This window comes from Pseudomonas nunensis (assembly GCF_024296925.1).
Taxonomy (GTDB): Bacteria; Pseudomonadota; Gammaproteobacteria; order Pseudomonadales; family Pseudomonadaceae; genus Aquipseudomonas; species Aquipseudomonas nunensis.
Genome location: NZ_CP101125.1, coordinates 5223414 through 5241458, shown reverse-complemented (window position 1 = coordinate 5241458; position 18045 = coordinate 5223414). Strand labels below are relative to the sequence as shown.

General features: G+C 58.9%; 13 protein-coding genes. 2 read left to right on the top strand and 11 right to left on the bottom strand.

Annotation, left to right across the window (positions count from 1 at the left end):
* Positions 1 to 4 precede the first annotated feature (4 nt).
* Entirely contained in the window at positions 5 to 898 is an 894-nt protein-coding gene (locus tag NK667_RS23100; RefSeq protein WP_054049994.1) for a glycine betaine ABC transporter substrate-binding protein, read from the bottom strand.
* 20 nt (positions 899 to 918) lie between these two features.
* Positions 919 to 1635: an ABC transporter permease gene (locus NK667_RS23095; RefSeq protein WP_054049992.1), complete on the bottom strand. Its 717-nt coding sequence runs from the start codon at positions 1633 to 1635 to the stop codon at positions 919 to 921.
* A gap of 490 nt (positions 1636 to 2125) precedes the next feature.
* On the opposite strand from NK667_RS23095, the gene NK667_RS23090 reads away from it, so the two are divergent.
* Complete coding sequence (locus tag NK667_RS23090) at positions 2126 to 3709, top strand: peptide chain release factor 3 (RefSeq protein WP_054049990.1); 1584 nt, start codon at positions 2126 to 2128, stop codon at positions 3707 to 3709.
* 373 nt (positions 3710 to 4082) lie between these two features.
* Complete coding sequence (locus NK667_RS23085; RefSeq protein ID WP_054049986.1) at positions 4083 to 4337, top strand: hypothetical protein; 255 nt, start codon at positions 4083 to 4085, stop codon at positions 4335 to 4337.
* 192 nt (positions 4338 to 4529) lie between these two features.
* Here the strand turns inward: NK667_RS23085 and NK667_RS23080 are convergent, their stop codons facing one another.
* The 9 genes from NK667_RS23080 to NK667_RS23040 all read right to left on the bottom strand — a co-directional run bounded on the left by NK667_RS23080 (position 4530) and on the right by NK667_RS23040 (position 17149).
* A complete protein-coding gene (locus tag NK667_RS23080; protein ID WP_046045819.1) occupies positions 4530 to 5510 on the bottom strand; it encodes a peptide ABC transporter ATP-binding protein in 981 nt (326 codons plus the stop codon).
* Positions 5510 to 6478, bottom strand: a complete 969-nt coding sequence (locus NK667_RS23075; RefSeq protein ID WP_054616150.1) for an ABC transporter ATP-binding protein — start codon at positions 6476 to 6478, stop codon at positions 5510 to 5512. Before NK667_RS23075 ends, NK667_RS23080 begins: the two co-directional genes overlap by 1 nt.
* Before the next feature lie 10 nt (positions 6479 to 6488).
* Positions 6489 to 7400, bottom strand: coding sequence for an ABC transporter permease subunit (locus NK667_RS23070; protein WP_054050199.1), 912 nt, complete (start codon positions 7398 to 7400; stop codon positions 6489 to 6491).
* A gap of 13 nt (positions 7401 to 7413) precedes the next feature.
* Entirely contained in the window at positions 7414 to 8424 is a 1011-nt protein-coding gene (locus NK667_RS23065; RefSeq protein ID WP_054049982.1) for an ABC transporter permease subunit, read from the bottom strand.
* A 74-nt stretch (positions 8425 to 8498) separates the two neighbouring features.
* Positions 8499 to 10094: an ABC transporter substrate-binding protein gene (locus tag NK667_RS23060; protein ID WP_054616149.1), complete on the bottom strand. Its 1596-nt coding sequence runs from the start codon at positions 10092 to 10094 to the stop codon at positions 8499 to 8501.
* Positions 10095 to 10173: 79 nt separating this feature from the next.
* Complete coding sequence (locus tag NK667_RS23055) at positions 10174 to 11586, bottom strand: OprD family porin (protein ID WP_054049978.1); 1413 nt, start codon at positions 11584 to 11586, stop codon at positions 10174 to 10176.
* Between the two features lie 172 nt (positions 11587 to 11758).
* Entirely contained in the window at positions 11759 to 13360 is a 1602-nt protein-coding gene (locus NK667_RS23050) for an ABC transporter substrate-binding protein (protein ID WP_054616148.1), read from the bottom strand.
* A 302-nt stretch (positions 13361 to 13662) separates the two neighbouring features.
* Complete coding sequence (locus NK667_RS23045; protein WP_054049975.1) at positions 13663 to 15288, bottom strand: ABC transporter substrate-binding protein; 1626 nt, start codon at positions 15286 to 15288, stop codon at positions 13663 to 13665.
* Between the two features lie 259 nt (positions 15289 to 15547).
* Positions 15548 to 17149: an ABC transporter substrate-binding protein gene (locus NK667_RS23040; RefSeq protein WP_054616147.1), complete on the bottom strand. Its 1602-nt coding sequence runs from the start codon at positions 17147 to 17149 to the stop codon at positions 15548 to 15550.
* Positions 17150 to 18045: the final 896 nt, after the last annotated feature.

The window sequence follows — 18045 nt, the reverse complement described above, 5'->3', positions numbered from 1 at the left end:
CTCCTCAGTTCAGTGGATGCTGGCGCAGGAAATCTGCGGCAACGGATGAAGGGCTTTCGTGATCGACATCGACCCGCGCATTGAGCTGGCGCATGGTCGCGTCGTCGAACAGTTCAGCCAGTGGCTTGAGTTCTTCGGCAAGCTTGGGATGGGCGTCGAGGTAAACCTGACGCACGACCGGGGCTGCGGTGTAGTCCGGGAAGTAATGCTTGTCGTCTTCGAGCAGCTTGAGTTTGAAAGCGTTCAAGCGACCGTCGGTGGTGTACACCAGACCGGCAAACACCTGGCCATTACGCAGCGCGGTGTAGACCAGGCCAGCATCCATCTGCCGGATGTTCTTGCGGGTCAGGTTCATACCGTAGAGATCGACCATGCCGTCCAGACCGTCGGAACGGTTGGCGAACTCGGTGTCCAGCGCGACCAGGTGATTAGTCTTCGCCTCAGCCTGCATCACCGTGTTCAGCTCGCTGATGGTGTTGATCTGCGGATAAGCCTTCGCGGTGGTTTCCGGCAGGGCCAGGGCGTAGGTGTTGCTGAATTTCGACGGCGTGAGCCAGACCAGGCCTTTTTTCGCGTCGAGTTCTTTCACCCGGGCGTAGGACTGAGCGCTGTCGAGCTTGTCAGTGACGTGGTTGTAAGCCACCAGCGACACGCCGGTGTATTCCCACATCAAATCCAGCTGGCCACTTTCGTGGGCGCTGCGGGCGAGGTTGCTGCCCAGACCGCCGGTCACTTGGGTGTCGTAACCCTTGGTGCGCAGGTACTGGGACGTGATTTCGGCGAGCAGGGTTTGTTCGGTGAACACCCGGGCGCCGATGCGGATCACCGGTTTTTCAGCGGCTTGGGCGATTCCCGAGAACAGCAGAACGCAGCCTATTAGAAAGCTTAATTTCTTCATGATTATTCCTTTGCCGAGGCTTAAGACGGGCGTAGGCCGCGTTCGAGCCAGAGGCGGCTGGCGAGTGTCACCAGGCCGTCGAGCAGCAAGGCCAGCAGGGCGGTGCAAGCCGCGCCGAGCAGCAGTTGCGGCTGATTGTTCAGGGCGATGCCAGGGAAAATCAGGCTGCCCAGGCTGTTGGCGCCGATCAGGAACGCCAGCGGTGCTGTACCGACGTTGATCGCCAGGGCCACGCGCACGCCACCGATGATGATCGGCACAGCGTTCGGCAGTTCGACCCGCCACAGCACTTGCGTCGGGGTCATGCCGATGCCGACCGCCGCTTCCTTCAGCGAACCCTGGACGTTTTTCAGGCCTTCATAGGTGTTGCGCACGATCGGCAACAGCGAGGCAAGGAACAGGGCGAAGATCGCGGGGCCGCTGCCGATGCCCAGAATCCCCAAGGCGATGGCCAGTACGGCGAGAGGCGGCACGGTGTTGCCGATGTTGAATATCTGCATGAAGCGTTCAGCGCGGCCCACCATGGTCGGGCGGCTGAGGAAGATACCGGCAGGGATGCCCACTACGAGGGCGGCCAGCATGGAAACAAGGACGAGAATCAAGTGAGCTTGCAGGTAAAACAACAAATCGTCGCGGTAATGTTCGATCGTGTTGATGCCAATCCAGTGGACCAGCAGGGCCAGGAGTGCGACGACAACCGCACCTCCAATAAGCCCCTTGCCATAGCGAATAGCCACAGGCGGACTCCTTTTTTTCTTTGTCGGCGAACGCAGTCCCGTGTGGCAATACCATTCCTGGCTGCCGGGATATCAACGTTCGCGAGAAGCAGCTCTTCATGCTGGTGCAACCGCATGAGATCGAGCCATAAGCGCAGCCTCGTCAGGCTAACTTGCAGGTTTTGCAAACCCTGCTACGAGAGCTGTAACAGGGGAGTGGACGCCTCCACCTTTTAAAAGGTTCCATAATTAACAGCATTTAGCCACCTTTGATCTCGATTACCCGATGTAGCAGCTGTCGAGCTCGCGAGGCTGCGTCCGGCGACGAAGTCGTCGTAGAGTCACCTGTCGCGGTCTGCCTGATACACCGTGCGTCTGGTTTTACGACGACTTCGTCGCCGAACGCAGCCTCGCAGGCTCGGCAGCTGCTACAGGGCGAACGGTGGTTCGGAGGTAACGTTTTGGGCTATACTCGCCGCCCTTTTTTGAATCACCTGCCAGGCGATTTCCCATGACCAAACAGGCCGCCGAAGTCGCGAAACGCCGCACTTTCGCCATTATTTCCCACCCCGATGCCGGTAAAACCACCATCACCGAGAAGCTCTTGCTGATGGGCAAGGCGATTGCGATTGCGGGCACGGTGAAATCCCGCAAGTCCGACCGCCATGCCACCTCCGACTGGATGGAAATGGAAAAGCAGCGTGGTATCTCGATTACCACGTCGGTCATGCAGTTCCCGTATCGCGATCACATGATCAACCTGCTCGACACCCCGGGCCACGAAGACTTCTCCGAAGATACCTACCGCACCCTGACGGCAGTGGACTCAGCCTTGATGGTCCTCGACGGCGGTAAGGGTGTTGAGCCTCGGACCATCGCGCTGATGGACGTTTGCCGTCTGCGTGACACGCCGATTGTCAGCTTCATCAACAAACTCGACCGTGACATCCGCGACCCGATCGAACTGCTCGACGAAATCGAAGCGGTCCTGAAGATCAAGGCTGCGCCGATCACCTGGCCGATCGGTTGCTACCGCGACTTCAAGGGCGTGTATCACCTCGCCGACGACTACATCATCGTGTACACCGCCGGTCACGGCCATGAGCGCACCGATGTGAAAATCATCGAGAAGCTCGACTCCGATGAAGCCCGCGCGCATTTGGGCGACGAGTACGACCGTTTTGTCGATCAGCTGGAACTGGTGCAGGGCGCCTGTCACGAATTCAATCAACAGGAATTCCTCGACGGCCAACTGACCCCGGTGTTCTTCGGGACTGCTTTGGGTAACTTCGGTGTCGATCACGTGCTCGACGCCGTGGTCAACTGGGCGCCGAAACCGCTGGCCCGTGTTGCCAATGAGCGCACCGTTGAGCCAGTCGAAGAGAAATTCGCCGGTTTCGTGTTCAAGATCCAGGCGAACATGGACCCGAAACACCGCGACCGCATCGCCTTCATGCGTATCTGCTCCGGCAAGTACGAAAAAGGCATGAAGATGCGCCACGTGCGCACCGGCAAAGACGTGCGGATCGGCGATGCGCTGACGTTCTTCTCCTCCGAGCGTGAGCAACTGGAAGAAGCGTTTGCCGGCGACATCATCGGCCTGCACAACCACGGCACCATCCAGATCGGCGACACCTTCACCGAAGGCGAAGTGCTCGGGTTTACCGGCATTCCGCACTTCGCCCCGGAACTGTTCCGCCGCGTGCGTCTGCGTGATCCGCTGAAATCCAAGCAACTGCGCCAGGGCTTGCAGCAATTGGCGGAAGAGGGCGCAACGCAAGTGTTCTTCCCCGAACGCAGCAACGACATCATCCTCGGCGCCGTCGGTGTGCTGCAGTTCGATGTGGTCGCCAGCCGCTTGAAAGAGGAATACAAGGTCGAATGCTCCTACGAGCCGATCACCGTGTACTCCGCGCGCTGGATCGATTGCGACGATAAGAAGAAGCTCGAAGAGTTCAAGGTCAAGGCAGTGGAAAACCTCGCCATCGACGGCGGCGGTCACCTGACTTACCTGGCGCCGACCCGGGTTAACCTGGCGCTGATGGAAGAGCGCTGGCCGGACGTGAAATTCCGTGCGACGCGTGAACATCACTAAGCGCTGATTGGCTACACCAAAAACCCCGTTGCGAAAGCTGCGGGGTTTTTTATTGCCCCGATTCCCCTGACAAAGCAAATCCCCTTGTGGGAGCGGGCTTGCTCGCGAAGGCGGTGTGTCATTCAGCAATGATGTTGACTGATCCACCGCCTTCGCGAGCAAGCCCGCTCCCACAGGGGGTCGGTGTTTTTATCGGGTTTGGGTATAGACCTTATTCCAAACCAATCTGCCCATTCACGGCAATTCCCGCCCTTCGTTAGCGTCCTATCTGGTGAACCCTGCCGATCGGAACTAGATTTCAGTCAGCGCCACGGCAATCGGGTCATGCGCCGTCAGGCACCCATGCTGCACCTTAGAAGGGATGGAATCGGCTATGAGCATTTTTCAACGAATTGTGCTGTTGCTTAAGGTTTTGGTGATGCTGTCCGTGGGTATGTCGGCGGCGTGGGCCGAATGCCCGGAGCATGGCGAGCAGGCGTCCAGTGGGCAAGCGGTGCACACGGGGATGATGATCGCCAAGTCTGAATCGGAGGCCGGTGATCAGGGGCAGGGCGGTAGCGCTGACGATGACGACTCGACGACGGACGAGCCTGACAGCGACGACGATGAAGGCGACAGCCAGACGTAAAGCCTAAACCGCAGACAAAAGAAAACCCCTTTTACCGGACTGATGCGCAGTCCGGGAAAAGGGGTTTGATCAACGGCTAATGCAACAACCGCAGTCCCTGTGGGAGCGGGCTTGCTCGCGAAGAGGCCGTGTCAGTCGACATCACAGTCGCATGACACACCGCATTCGCGAGCAAGCCCGCTCCCACATTTTTTATGCCGCGCCGTCGAGAAACTGCTCGGCGTAGTGGCAAGCCACCTGCCGACTGTCGAGCAGGCGCAGGGCCGGCTCTTCAGTGCTGCAACGCTCGGTGGCGTACGGGCAACGCTTGTGGAAAGCGCAACCCGACGGCGGGTTCAACGGGTTGGGCAACTCGCCGACAATCTTGATTTTCGGCTTGTTCGGGTCCGGGTGAATGGTCGGGGTGGCCGACAGCAACGCCTGGGTGTACGGGTGCAGCGGACGCTCGTAGATGTCGTTCTTCGGGCCCATTTCCACCGGGCGACCGAGGTACATCACCATCACGTCATCGGCGACGTGTTGAACCACTGCCAGGTTGTGCGAGATGAACACGTAGGCGGTGTTGAACTCTTGCTGCAGATCCATGAACAGGTTCAGCACCTGCGCCTGGATCGACACGTCCAGCGCCGAGGTCGGTTCATCCGCCACCAGCACCTTCGGTTGCAGCATCATCGCGCGAGCCAGGGCGATCCGCTGGCGCTGACCGCCGGAGAACATGTGCGGATAACGCTGGTAGTGCTCAGGACGCAAGCCCACCTGCTTCATCATCGCCTGGACTTTCTCGCGACGTTCGGCCGCGCTCAGGTTGGTGTTGATCAGCAGCGGTTCGCCGAGCTGGTCACCGACTTTCTGCCGTGGGTTCAACGAGGCGTACGGGCTCTGGAACACCATCTGCACGTCTTTGCGCAGTTGCTTGCGCTGGGCCTTGTCGGCGCCGGTGACTTCTTGCCCGGCGATTTTCAAGGAACCGGAGGACGGCTCTTCGATCAGCGTCAGGGCGCGGGCCAGGGTGGATTTGCCGCAACCCGATTCGCCAACGACAGCGAGGGTTTTGCCGGCTTCCAGTTCAAACGACACGCCGTTCAAGGCGCGGACGGTCGCATGGCCCTTGAACAGGCCACGGGACACTTCGTAGTGACGGGTCAGGTCGCGGGCGGTAAGTACGACGGCCATTACGCCACCTCCTGGTTCAGCGGGTAGAAGCAGCGGGCGAGGCTGTTGCTTTTCGGGTCAAGGCCAGGACGTTGCTGACGGCAGGAGTCCTGCACGTACGGGCAACGCGGCGACAGCAGGCAACCCTGCGGACGGTCGTAGCGACCGGGAACGATGCCCGGCAACGTGGCCAGGCGCGTGGCGCCGAGGCTGTGTTCCGGAATCGCCTTGAGCAGCGCTTCACTGTACGGGTGCGCCGGAATGTCGAACAGTTGCGGCACTTGACCCACTTCCACCGCTTGACCGGCGTACATCACGCACACGCTCTGGGCGGTTTCAGCCACGACCGCGAGGTCGTGAGTGATCAGCACCAGGCCCATGTTCTGCTCTTTCTGCAAGGCCAGCAGCAGGTCCATGATCTGGGCCTGGATGGTCACGTCGAGGGCCGTGGTCGGTTCGTCGGCGATCAGCAGTTTCGGTTCGCCGGCAATCGCCATGGCGATCGCAACACGCTGGCTCATACCGCCAGACAGTTGATGCGGGTAGGCCTCCATACGGCTGGCAGCGCCCGGGATTTCAACTTTTTCCAGCAGCTCGATAGCACGCTTGCGCGCTTGCTTGCCGGACATTTTCAGGTGCAGGCGCAGCACTTCTTCGATCTGGAAACCGACGGTGTAGCTCGGGTTCAGCGCGGTCATCGGGTCCTGGAACACCATGGCCAGGTCTTTGCCGACGATTTGTCGACGCTGACGGCTGCTGAGTTTGAGCATGTTCTTGCCGTCGAAATTCAGGGCGTCGGCAGTGACGATCCCCGGATGCTCGATCAGGCCCATCAGCGCCATCATGGTCACGGATTTACCGGAACCCGACTCGCCAACGATGGCCAGGACTTCGCCTTTATCCACGGTAATGTCGAGGCCATCGACCACCGGAACGGCGTTCTTGTCGCCAAAGCGAACGTTGAGATTCTTGATTTCTAACAGTGACATTTGAATCTCCTCAGGCGGCGTTCTTGAGTTTCGGGTCCAGCGCATCGCGCAGACCGTCGCCCATCAAGTTGATTGCCAGCACGCTGAGCAAAATGGTCAAACCAGGCAGACTTACCACCCACCAGGCGCGTTCGATGTAGTCGCGAGCCGAAGCCAGCATGGTGCCCCACTCAGGGGTTGGCGGTTGTACGCCAAGGCCCAGGAAGCCCAGGGCGGCGGCATCGAGAATCGCCGAGGAGAAGCTCAAGGTCGCTTGAACGATCAACGGTGCCATGCAGTTTGGCAGCACGGTGACGAACATCAGGCGTGGCAGGCCGGCACCGGCGAGGCGCGCGGCGGTCACGTAGTCGCGGTTCAGTTCACCCATCACCGCGGCGCGGGTCAGACGAACATAGGACGGCAACGAAACCACGGCGATGGCGATGATGGTGTTGATCAGGCCAGGGCCGAGGATGGCGACAATCGCCACGGCCAGCAGCAGGGATGGCAGGGCCAGCATGATGTCCATCAGGCGCATGATGGTCGGGCCGAGCACGCGCGGGAAGAACCCGGCGAACAGACCCAACAGGATGCCCGGAATCAGCGACATCACTACCGACGACAAGCCGATCAGCAGGGACAGGCGCGAACCGTTGATCAAGCGCGACAGCAGGTCGCGACCCAGTTCATCGGTGCCGAGCAGGAACTGGATCTGCCCGCCTTCCAGCCAGGACGGCGGGGTCAGCAGGAAGTCACGGTATTGCTCGCTCGGGTTATGCGGGGCAACCCACGGCGCGAAGATTGCGCAGAAAATCACCAGCAGCATGAACAGCAGGCCGGCGACGGCGCCTTTGTTCTTGGAGAATGCTTGCCAGAATTCTTTGTACGGAGACGGGTACAGCAGGCTTTGATCGACTGCTACCGCTGGAATTGGAGTGGTCATGGTCATGATGATCTCAGCGCTGGTGACGAATGCGTGGGTTGGCAAAGCCGTAGAGGATGTCCACTACGAAGTTGACCAGAATCACCAGGCAGGCGATTAACAGGATGCCGTTTTGCACCACGGGATAATCCCGTGCGCCAATGGCTTCGATCAGCCATTTGCCGATGCCGGGCCAGGAGAAGATGGTTTCGGTCAGGACCGCACCGGCCAGCAACGTGCCGACTTGCAGGCCGACCACGGTCAGTACCGGAATCAGCGCGTTGCGCAGGCCGTGCACGAACACCACGCGCGCTGGCGACAGGCCTTTGGCGCGGGCGGTACGGATGTAGTCTTCACGCAGCACTTCGAGCATCGAAGAACGGGTCATCCGCGCAATAACCGCCAGCGGGATGGTGCCGAGCACGATGGCCGGCAGGATCAGGTGGTGCAGGGCGTCGAAGAACGCGCCGACGTCATCGGCCAGCAGGGTGTCGATGAGCATGAAACCGGTGCGCGGCTCGATGTCATAAAGCAGATCGATCCGCCCGGACACCGGGGTCCAGCCCAGGGACACCGAGAAGAACATGATCAGGATCAGGCCCCACCAGAAGATCGGCATCGAATATCCCGCCAGGGAGATGCCCATCACCCCATGGTCGAACAGGGATCCTCGCTTGAGTGCCGCAATCACCCCGGCCAACAGGCCCAGGATGCCGGCGAACAACAGTGCGGCCATGGACAGTTCCAGGGTCGCGGGGAATAGAGAGCTGAACTCGGTCCAGACACTTTCACGGGTACGCAGGGATTCACCAAGGTCGCCGTGGGCCAACTTGCCGATGTAATCCAGGTATTGGGCATACAGGGGTTTGTTCAGACCTAGGCGTTCCATTGCCTGAGCGTGCATTTCGGGGTCGACCCGACGTTCGCCCATCATTACTTCCACGGGGTCGCCCGGAATCATGCGAATCAACGCGAAAGTCAGCAGGGTGATGCCGAAAAACGTGGGGATCAGTAACCCCAGTCGGCGGGCAATAAAACTAAACATCTTGTGTGCTACCTCATCAGCCGGTTAGGCGTGCCTGGCGTCCCTGGTGTCAGGGACGCCGGGAGTTTTCTTATCTACTTCACCTGGGTGGTGGCGAAGTTATTAGTGGTGAGGGGGCTAATGTGGTAGCCCTCTACGTTGTTGCGCATTGCGGTGAACATACGGGTGTGAGCCATGCTGATCCAGGGTTGGTCCTGGTTAAAGACCTCCTGGGCTTGTTCATAGAGCGCTGCTCGTTCGGCCGGGTTCACTTTAGCGCGGGCTTCGTCGATCAGCGTCTGGAATTTCTCGCTGCACCAGCGCGCGTAGTTTTCGCCGTTTTTGGCCGCCTCGCAACTGAGCATAGGCGTCAGGAAGTTATCCGGGTCGCCGTTATCGCCCGCCCATCCGGCAGAAACCATGTCGTGCTCGCCGTTTTTGGCGCGCTTGAGCATCTCGCCCCACTCCATGACGCGGATGTCGATCTTGATCCCGACCTTGGCCAGGTCAGCCTGCATCATCTGCGCGCCGAGCATCGGGTTAGGGTTGGTCGGGCCACCGCCGTTACGGGTGAACAGAGTAAACGTGGTGCCTTCCGGTACGCCGGCTTCCTTGAGCAGGGCGCGAGCCTTGTCCAGGTCACGAGGCGGATTGGTCAGCTTGTGGTTGTAGCCCAGCAGGGTGTCCGGGTACGGGTTGACCGCGACGGTCGCGTTGCCTTTGCCGAACAGCGCATTGACGTAGGCGGCTTTGTCGAAGGCGATGTCGATGGCTTTACGCACCCGCACGTCGCTCATGTACTTGTGGGTGGTGTTCATGGCGATGTACGAAACGGTCATCGCGTTCAGTTCATCGACCTTCAGGTTCGGGTCTTTCTTGATGCTCGGGATGTCATCCGGCTTCGGATACAGCGCGATCTGGCACTCGTTGGCCTTGAGCTTTTGCAGGCGCACGTTGTTGTCGGTGGCGATGGCCAGGATCAGCGCTTCAGCCGGTGGCTTGCCACGGAAATACTCCGGGTTGGCCTTGAACCGCACCTGAGCATCTTTGGCGTAACGCTGGAAGATGAACGGGCCGGTGCCGATTGGCTTGTTGTTCAGGTCGCCGGTCTTGTTGGCTTTGAGCAACTGGTCGGCGTACTCGGCGGAGTAGATCGAGGAGAACGCCATGGCGATGTCGGCCAGGAACGGTGCTTCGCGACGGGTCAGCGTGAACGTGACCGTGTTGTCGTCGACTTTCTCGACGCTTTTGAGCAGTTCCTTGAAGCCCATGCTTTCAAAGTACGGGAAGCCCACGCTCGACAGTTTGTGCCACGGGTGATTCGGGTCCAGCTGACGCTGGAAGCTCCAGACCACGTCGTCGGCGTTCATGTCGCGGGTCGGCTTGAAGTAATCGGTGGTGTGGAACTTGACGCCTTTGCGCAGGTGGAACGTGTAGGTCAGACCGTCCTCGCTGATGTCCCAGGAGTCGGCCAGTGCCGGAATCACTTCAGTGGTACCGGGCTTGAAGTCCGCCAGACGATTGAAGATGGTTTCGGCCACCGCATCGGCTGTGACTGCAGTTGTGTACTGGACCATATCGAAGCCTTCCGGACTGGCTTCGGTGCAGACCACCAGGGGTTTCGCCGAGACGCCAACAGCGACACTCAGCAACGCGGCAGCGATGGCCGCACGTAGGGGAAGCATTTTCATCAAAAACCCTCTGCAATCGGTTGAACAGATAAAAGCCAAACGGCCGACTCGTCATGAGTCAGCCGTTGGCTGGTGTTTTTTACAGAATGTTGAATGGAACGGTGGTCACGAGACGGAACTCGTTGATGCTGCCGTCAGCCTGGTTTTCGCTGGCACGGTGAGTGGTGTAGGTCGCACGAACAGTGGTGGCCTTGAGTGGGCCGCTCTGTACGGCGTACGAAGTACCGATGCCGTATTCGTAATGGTGTTCGCCGTCCATGTTGCGTACGTCGTAGGCGGTGCCGGTGTAGTGAGTACCGTCGATGCCCCAGCCGCGAGCCTGGTAGATGTTGAACTTCAGGCCTGGCACGCCGTATTCAGCCATGTTCAGACCGTAAGCGATCTGGAACGATTTTTCGTTCGGGCCGTTGAAGTCGGACAGCAGGGAGTTGGCCAGGTAGATGCCGTTGGTTTCGTGCAGGTAGTCGAAGTACTCGTTACCGTTAACTTCCTGGTACGAGAAGGTCAGGCTGTGGGCCTGGTGAGTCAGGCCGAACGACAGGGAGTAGGTGTCGTTGTCGATTTCGCCCATCTCTTTTTTGCCGGCATCGACAGTTTTGTAGTAGTTCAGGCCGGTGGTCAGGCTCAGAACCTGGCTGTCGCCCAGTTCGTGGGTAGCGCCGAAGTAGTACTGGTTCCAGAAGTCTTCAACCTGGGAAGCGTAGAGGCTGGTCTTCAGGCTTTTCAACGGCTGATAGTTCAGGCCGACGATGTTGACGTGGTCGGTTTCAGCGTTGTTGTTGGTGTACTCGGAGCGGAATTTCGACAGGCTCTCTTCGGTACGCGGGGATACGCGATCGAAGGTGCCGGCGTCGAACGACAGGTTGTTCAGCTCTTCGCTGTGAATGCTCACACCTTCAAAGCTCGACGGCAGCGGACGGTTGCCGATGGTGTCGACGATCGGGGTGCTGAAGTTCTGGCGACCCGCGGTCAGGGTGGTGTTCGATACGCGGAACTTGACGTTGGCCAGGCCGATTTTGCTCCACTGACCTTGAGCGTCGCCGCCTTCTTTGGTCAGGGTACGGTTGTTACCGGCGCCTGGACGGGTGCCCGGTGCGCCACCGTTGTTGGACGCCAGGTCCTTGCGGTCGCGATCCAGCGCGATGGCGTTGTAGGCTGCAACTTCAGTGCTCACACCCACGGTGCCCTGGGTGAAGCCAGAGGTGAAGTTGACGATGGTGCCTTGCACCCAGTTGATCCGGCGATCAGTCGGCGTTGCTACGCCGTCCTTGCGGTAGGTGAAAGTGCCGCCACGTTTCAGTTGCTCGTTGGCGTACCAGTTACGGGTCGTGCCTTTAACCGTGGAGCCTTCGAGGAAGCCGGTCGCATCGGCTTGGGCGCTGGAGGTATTGACCGTCACCGGGGTGTATTCCTGGCTCTGGGTTTCCGCGTACGCCGTGGCGGTGATGCTACTGATGGCCAAGGCCAGGATCGCGGTATTGCTCAGTTTCATGGGTGAAGCTCCTTTCTTTCTTTTTTTTAATGCCGGTCTTTTTTGGTGATCCGGCTATTTGGTTAGAACTCATTTCAAGCATCGCAAACGTTTGCTGTAGGCCGGATCGGCGAATTACGGCAATACGCTTGCGTGAGGACGGAATCCGCCCTCAGCGTTTCTGGCTAGTCGGTTATTTTTCTATGCTGACACCCGAGAACACGTTGCGACCAAACGGGCTCACCTTGAACCCGTCGATTTTGGCGCTTAACGGCTGGTTGACCGTCGAGTGAGCGACTGGCGTGATCGGCACTTGCTGCTTGAGCAATTGCTGCGCCTGTTGGTAAAGCACGGTGCGCTGGTCACGATCGGTGACGATCTTGGCCTGCTTGATCAGCTTGTCGTAAGCCGGATCACACCACATGGAGTAGTTGTTGCCGCCAATGGCGTCGCAGCTGTAAAGCGTGCCCAGCCAGTTGTCCGGGTCCCCGTTGTCACCGGTCCAGCCGATCAGGCTGATGTCGTGCTCGCCATTCTTGGTGCGCTTTATGTACTCGCCCCATTCGTAGCTGACGATCTTCACTTTGAGGCCGATTTTCGCCCAGTCAGCCTGGAGCATCTCGGCCATCAACTTGGCGTTGGGGTTGTACGGGCGCTGGACCGGCATGGCCCAGAGGGTGATTTCGGTGCCTTCCTTCACGCCGGCAGCCTTGAGCAATTCCTTGGCTTTTTCCGGGTTATAGGCGGCATCTTTGATGCTGGTGTCGTAGGACCATTGGGTCGGCGGCATGGCGTTGACCGCCAACTGCCCGGCGCCCTGGTACACGGCGTTGAGAATGCTTTGTTTGTTCACCGCCATGTCCAGCGCCTGACGCACTTCGAGCTGGTCGAACGGTTTGTGTCGCACGTTATAGGCGATGTAGCCGAGGTTGAAACCAGGCTTCTCGATAAGCTTGAGTTTCGGGTCGTTCTTCAGTGCCGTCACATCGGCCGGGCGCGGATGCAGGGTGATCTGGCATTCGTTGGCCTTGAGCTTCTGCACCCGCACCGACGCGTCTGTGTTGATCGCGAAAATCAGGTTGTCGAGCTTGACCCGGCTCGGGTCCCAGTACTGTTTGTTGCCGGTGTAGCGGATGTTGGAATCTTTCTGGTAGCTCTTGAACACGAACGGCCCGGTGCCGATCGGCTTCTGGTTGATCTCGCTCGGTTTGCCTTCGGCCAGCAATTTGTCGGCGTATTCGGCGGACAGGATGGCGGCGAAGCTCATGGCGATGTTCTGGATGAACGCGGCGTCCACGCTGTTGAGCGTCATGACCACGGTCAGCGGCCCGGTCTTTTCGACCTTGGCGATGTTCTTGTTCAGGCTCATCCCGTTGAAATACGGGAACTCGGTTGGATAAGCCTTACGAAAAGGTTGTTGCGGATCGAGCATGCGATTGAACGTGAACAGCACGTCATCGGCATTGAAGTCGCGGGTCGGCGTGAAGTAGGGCGTGGTGTGGAATTTCACCCCTTCGCGCAGGTGGAAGGTGTACGTGAGGCCGTCTTCGGAAATATCCCAGCGCGTTGCAAGGCCCGGTACGACATTGGTCGCGCCCTTTTCAAATTCTGCCAACCGGTTGTATAGCGGCTCGGCGGCGTCGTTATCGGTCGCAGTGGTGTACTGCGCCGTGTCGAAACCGGCGGGGCTGCCTTCAGAGCAGAAGACCAGGCTGTTGTTGGCGGCCTGGCTGATGGAAGTGGCGGCCAACAGGCCGGTGCCCAGCAATGCGGATAAAACCAAGGTATGGCGCATAACGCTCCCTCTTTTTTTAGTGGTTAACAATGAGCCGCCGTCCCGTCCTGAGACGTGGAGGCTTCATTGATCTCAAACCAATGCACGCAGCAAACCGAAGGCCCACGCATAAACTGGTCAGAACCCGACGGTATTGGCCGTGGGTCTGGCAGTAAATGCGGAAAAGCCTGAAAAACTCGTAGGAAAAGCCGACACGTCCTAAACGTCTGCGGTAGTCCGCAGTGGTTTTGGCTGTCAGAGAATTCCTACATTCCCGGCAGATAAAGCAACGGCGACGTGAAATACGCCGCCGTTGCCAAATCTTATTTGCTGACGCTGACGCCGTAGAAGGAGTTCAAGCCGAATGGGCTGATCTTGAAGTCCTGCACGTTGTCGCGCATGGGTTGGAACACCGTCGAGTGAGCGATAGGTGTCATCGGAACAGCGTCTTTGAGGACGTGTTGCGCCTGTTTGTACAGTTCGGTGCGCTTGCCCTGGTCGGTCGTGCGCTTGGCTTCTTTTACGATGCCGTCGAACTTCTTGTCACACCACTTGGAGAAGTTGTTGCCCTGCAGCGAGTCGCAGCCGAACAGCACGTTGAGCCAGTTGTCCGGGTCACCGTTGTCGCCGCTCCAGCCAATCAGCATCGCGCCGTTTTCGCCGCCTTTGGAGCGCTTGATGTACTCGCCCCACTCGTAGGTCACGATCTTGGCCTTGATACCGATCTTGGCCCAGTCGGACTGCAGCATTTCAGCCATCAGTTTGGCGTTCGGGTTGTACGGACGCTGAACCGGCATGGCCCACAGGTTGATCTCGGTACCTTCCTTGATGCCCGCTTCCTTGAGCAGCTCTTTGGCTTTCTCAGGGTTGTACGGCGCATCCTTGATGGTGGTGTCGTAGGACCATTGGGTTGGCGGCATGGCGTTGACGGCCAGTTGACCAGCACCTTGGTAAACGGAGTCGATGATCTGCTGCTTGTTGACGGCCATGTCCAGTGCCTGACGCACTTTCAGTTGGGCCATCGGGTTCGGCTGATCGCTGCCCTTGATCTTGTCCATCACGTTGTAGGCGATGTAACCCAGGTTGAAACCAGCCTGGTTAGGCACTTTCAAAGTCTTGTCTTCTTGCAGCGCCTTCAGGTCGGCCGGACGTGGGAACAGAGTGATTTGGCACTCGTTCTTTTTCAGCTTCTGAATACGTACCGACGGGTCGGTGGTGATGGCGAAGATCAGGTTGTCGATCTTCACGTCGTCAGGCTTCCAGTAGTCCTTGTTCCCGGTGTAGCGGATGTTGGAGTCTTTCTGGTAGCTCTTGAACACGAACGGACCAGTGCCGACCGGCTTCTGGTTGATGTCGGCGGCTTTGCCTTCCTTGAGCAGCTGGGCAGCGTACTCGGCGGATTGCACGGACGCGAAGCTCATGGCCATGTTCTGGATGAACGCGGCATCAACTTCTTTCAGAGTGAACTTGACGGTTTTGTCATCGACTTTATCGATTTTGGTGATGTTGGTATCCATCCCCATATCGGTGAAGTACGGGAATTCAGTCGGGTACGCTTTGCGGAACGGATCATCCTTGTTAATCATGCGATTAAAGGTGAACAGCACGTCGTCGGCGTTGAACTCACGAGTAGGCTTGAAGTACGGGGTGGTGTGGAACTTGACGCCTTCACGCAGGTGGAAGGTGTACGTCAGGCCATCGGTGGAGATGTCCCAGCTGGTCGCCAAACCTGGAATAACAGCGGTGCCGCCGCGCTCGAATTGAGTCAAGCGGTTGAACATGGTTTCTGCAGAGGCGTCGAAGTCGGTTCCGGTGGTGTACTGACCAGGATCAAAACCGGCCGGGCTCCCTTCGGAGCAAAACACCAGGTTAGTCGCCGCTTGGGCGAAAGGTGCGGCAGCTAATAAGCTGGCGCCGACTAAAAACGGAATGACCGCGTGTTTAAGCATGGTGGCCTCATGATTTGTTGTCATTTTTGGAATTAGAGGACGACCTCGTGAGTCGTGCCTGCGGATACTTATGCAGGGGCCATACCCATTGCAAGATCCAGAACGGCCACAAGTCTTAAACAGTGGCACGAACGTACCTTAATGTCGCATATGTATAAATATTGACGCATTTGACCGTTTGCGCACGTTTTTTACGGTGCAAAAGGCGCCCCACGACAGGGCAACCGGGGCGTATGGCGCACCCGGTTGGCGCGCGGTGTTACTTATTTATACCCACGCCATAGAAGGGCGTGAGGCCAAACGGGCTGATCTTGAAGTCGGTCACTTCCTTGCGCAGTGGCTGGAACACCGTTGAGTTGGCGATCGGTGTGATAGGCACTTGCTCCTTGAGGATTTTCTGCGCCTGCTGGTACAACTTGACCCGCTCGTCACGGTTGGTCGACACCTTGGCCTGCTGGACCAGTTTGTCGTACGCCGGGTCGCACCACTTAGCGTAGTTGCTCCCTTTCACGGCTGCACAGCTGTACAGCACGCCGAGCCAGTTATCCGGGTCACCGTTGTCGCCGGTCCAGCCGTAGATCATCGCGTCGTGTTCGCCGTTCTTGGCGCGCTTGATGTACTCGCCCCACTCATAGCTGACGATGTTGGCCTTGATCCCGACCTTCTCCCAATCCTGCTGGATCATCTGTGCCGACATCCGCGCATTCGGGTTGGAGGCACGTTGCACGGTCATGGCCCACAAATTAATGGTGGTACCCGGCGCAACCCCTGCTTCCTTCAGTAGCGCCTTGGCTTTGGTCGGGTCGTGGGGCGCGTCCTTGATGTTCGGATCAAACGACCATTGCGCCGGTGGCAGGGCGTTCTGCGCGAGTTGGCCGGCGCTCTGGTAGACGGCTTTGATGATCGCCGGTTTGTCGATGGCCATGTCCAGGGCCTGGCGGACCTTGAGCTGATCCAGCGGCGGGTGGGTCACGTTGTAAGCCAGGAAGCCGAGGTTGAAACCGGCCTGCTTGAGCACCGTCAGGTTCGGGTCTTTCTCCATGACTTCGATGTCCGCCGGGCGCGGGTAGCCGCTGACCTGGCATTCGCCGGCCTTGAGCTTCTGCAAGCGCACGGCAGCATCCGGGGTGATCGAGAACACCAGGTTGTCGATTTTCACGTCCTCGGGTTTCCAGTAAGCCTTGTTGCCGGTGTAGCGGATCTGCGAGTCCTTCTGATAACGCTTGAACACGAACGGCCCGGTGCCGACCGGCTTCTGGTTGATGTCCGCGGCTTTGCCTTCCTTTAATAGCTGCGCGCCGTACTCGGCGGATTGCACCGAAGCGAAGCTCATGGCCAGGTTCTGGATGAAGGCGGCATCGACGTTGTTCAGGCTGAAGCGCACGGTGTGGTCGTCGATCTTGTCGACGCTTTTGATGGTTTTGTTCAGGTCCATGTCGGTGAAGTACGGCGACTCGGCGGGGTAGGCCTTGCGGAACGCGTTCTCAGGGTCGAGCAGGCGCTGGAAGGTGAACAGCACGTCGTCGGCGTTGAAGTCTCGGGTCGGGGTGAAATAGTCGGTGGTGTGGAATTTCACGCCGTCACGTAAATGGAAGGTGTAGCTCAGGCCGTCCTGGCTTACGTCCCAGCTTGTCGCCAGGCCGGGTTCGACTTCGGTGCCGCCGCGTTTGAATTGGGTGAGGCGGTTGAAGACGGTTTCGGCCGAGGCGTCGAAGTCGGTGCCGCTGGTGTATTGGCTGGGGTCGAAGCCGGCGGGGCTGGCTTCGGAGCAGTAGACCAATGTTGTGGCGGCTTGGGCGAAGGGGGCTGCGGTGGCGAGGGCGATTGCGAGCAGGAGATGTTTGACGGTGGTTCTTTCCATGGAGTCCCCGGGGGATTGGGTAGCGGTATACGCTGAGAGTAGCGTTGTTGAGCGGTTGGGCGGAAATATCGTTTTTTCAGGGGGACCCCTGTTTCTGGGCATAGCAGGCGTGGGTAGTGGCGGCCTTTGGGCCGACCATGTTGTTGGTGGTTTGGGTGTATATCCGTTTTTGCGGTTAGGGCTGCTGGCGGTTTCGCCCTTACGGCGAGTCCCTTTTGGCAAACGCCCCAAAAGGAACCAAAAGGTCTCGCCCCGGCGTCCGGCCCCTCGCTTAGGCTCGGCGTTCCTTCGTTCCGGTGTTCATCTGGGGGCATCGCCTACGGTCGGCTTCGCTTCGACCTCCTCTCGATGTGTGCGGCTTCGCCGCACGGCGCTACGCGCCTTCCCCCCAGATGAACACCTCCACTCAGCCTCCCGAAGGGGCGGGTAGAGCGAGATCAACGGCAGGCGAGCTAACGCTCGGCCTTGAGTGGTTAGGAGCGGGGCGGTGTATGCCGCTCTGCTTTTGTTTCTGTAGGAGCAAGGCTTGCCCGCGAAGGCGTCCTGACAGACGACCAATCCATCCCGACTGCCCTCGATCAAATTGTAGGAGCAAGGCTTGCCCGCGAAGGCGTCCTGACAGACGACCCATTTCTCCCGAATGTACCCGGTCAAACTGTAGGAGCAAGGCTTGCCCGCGAAGGCGCCCCAACAGCTGACCCATTTCTCCCGGCTGTACTCGGTCAAAACTGTGGGAGCTGGCTTGCCTGCGAAGGCGTCCTGACAGACGACCCATTTCTCCCGAATGTACCCGGTCAAACTGTAGGAGCAAGGCTTGCCCGCGAAGGCGCCCCAACAGCCGACCCATTTCTCCCGGCTGTACTCGGTCAAAACTGTGGGAGCTGGCTTGCCTGCGA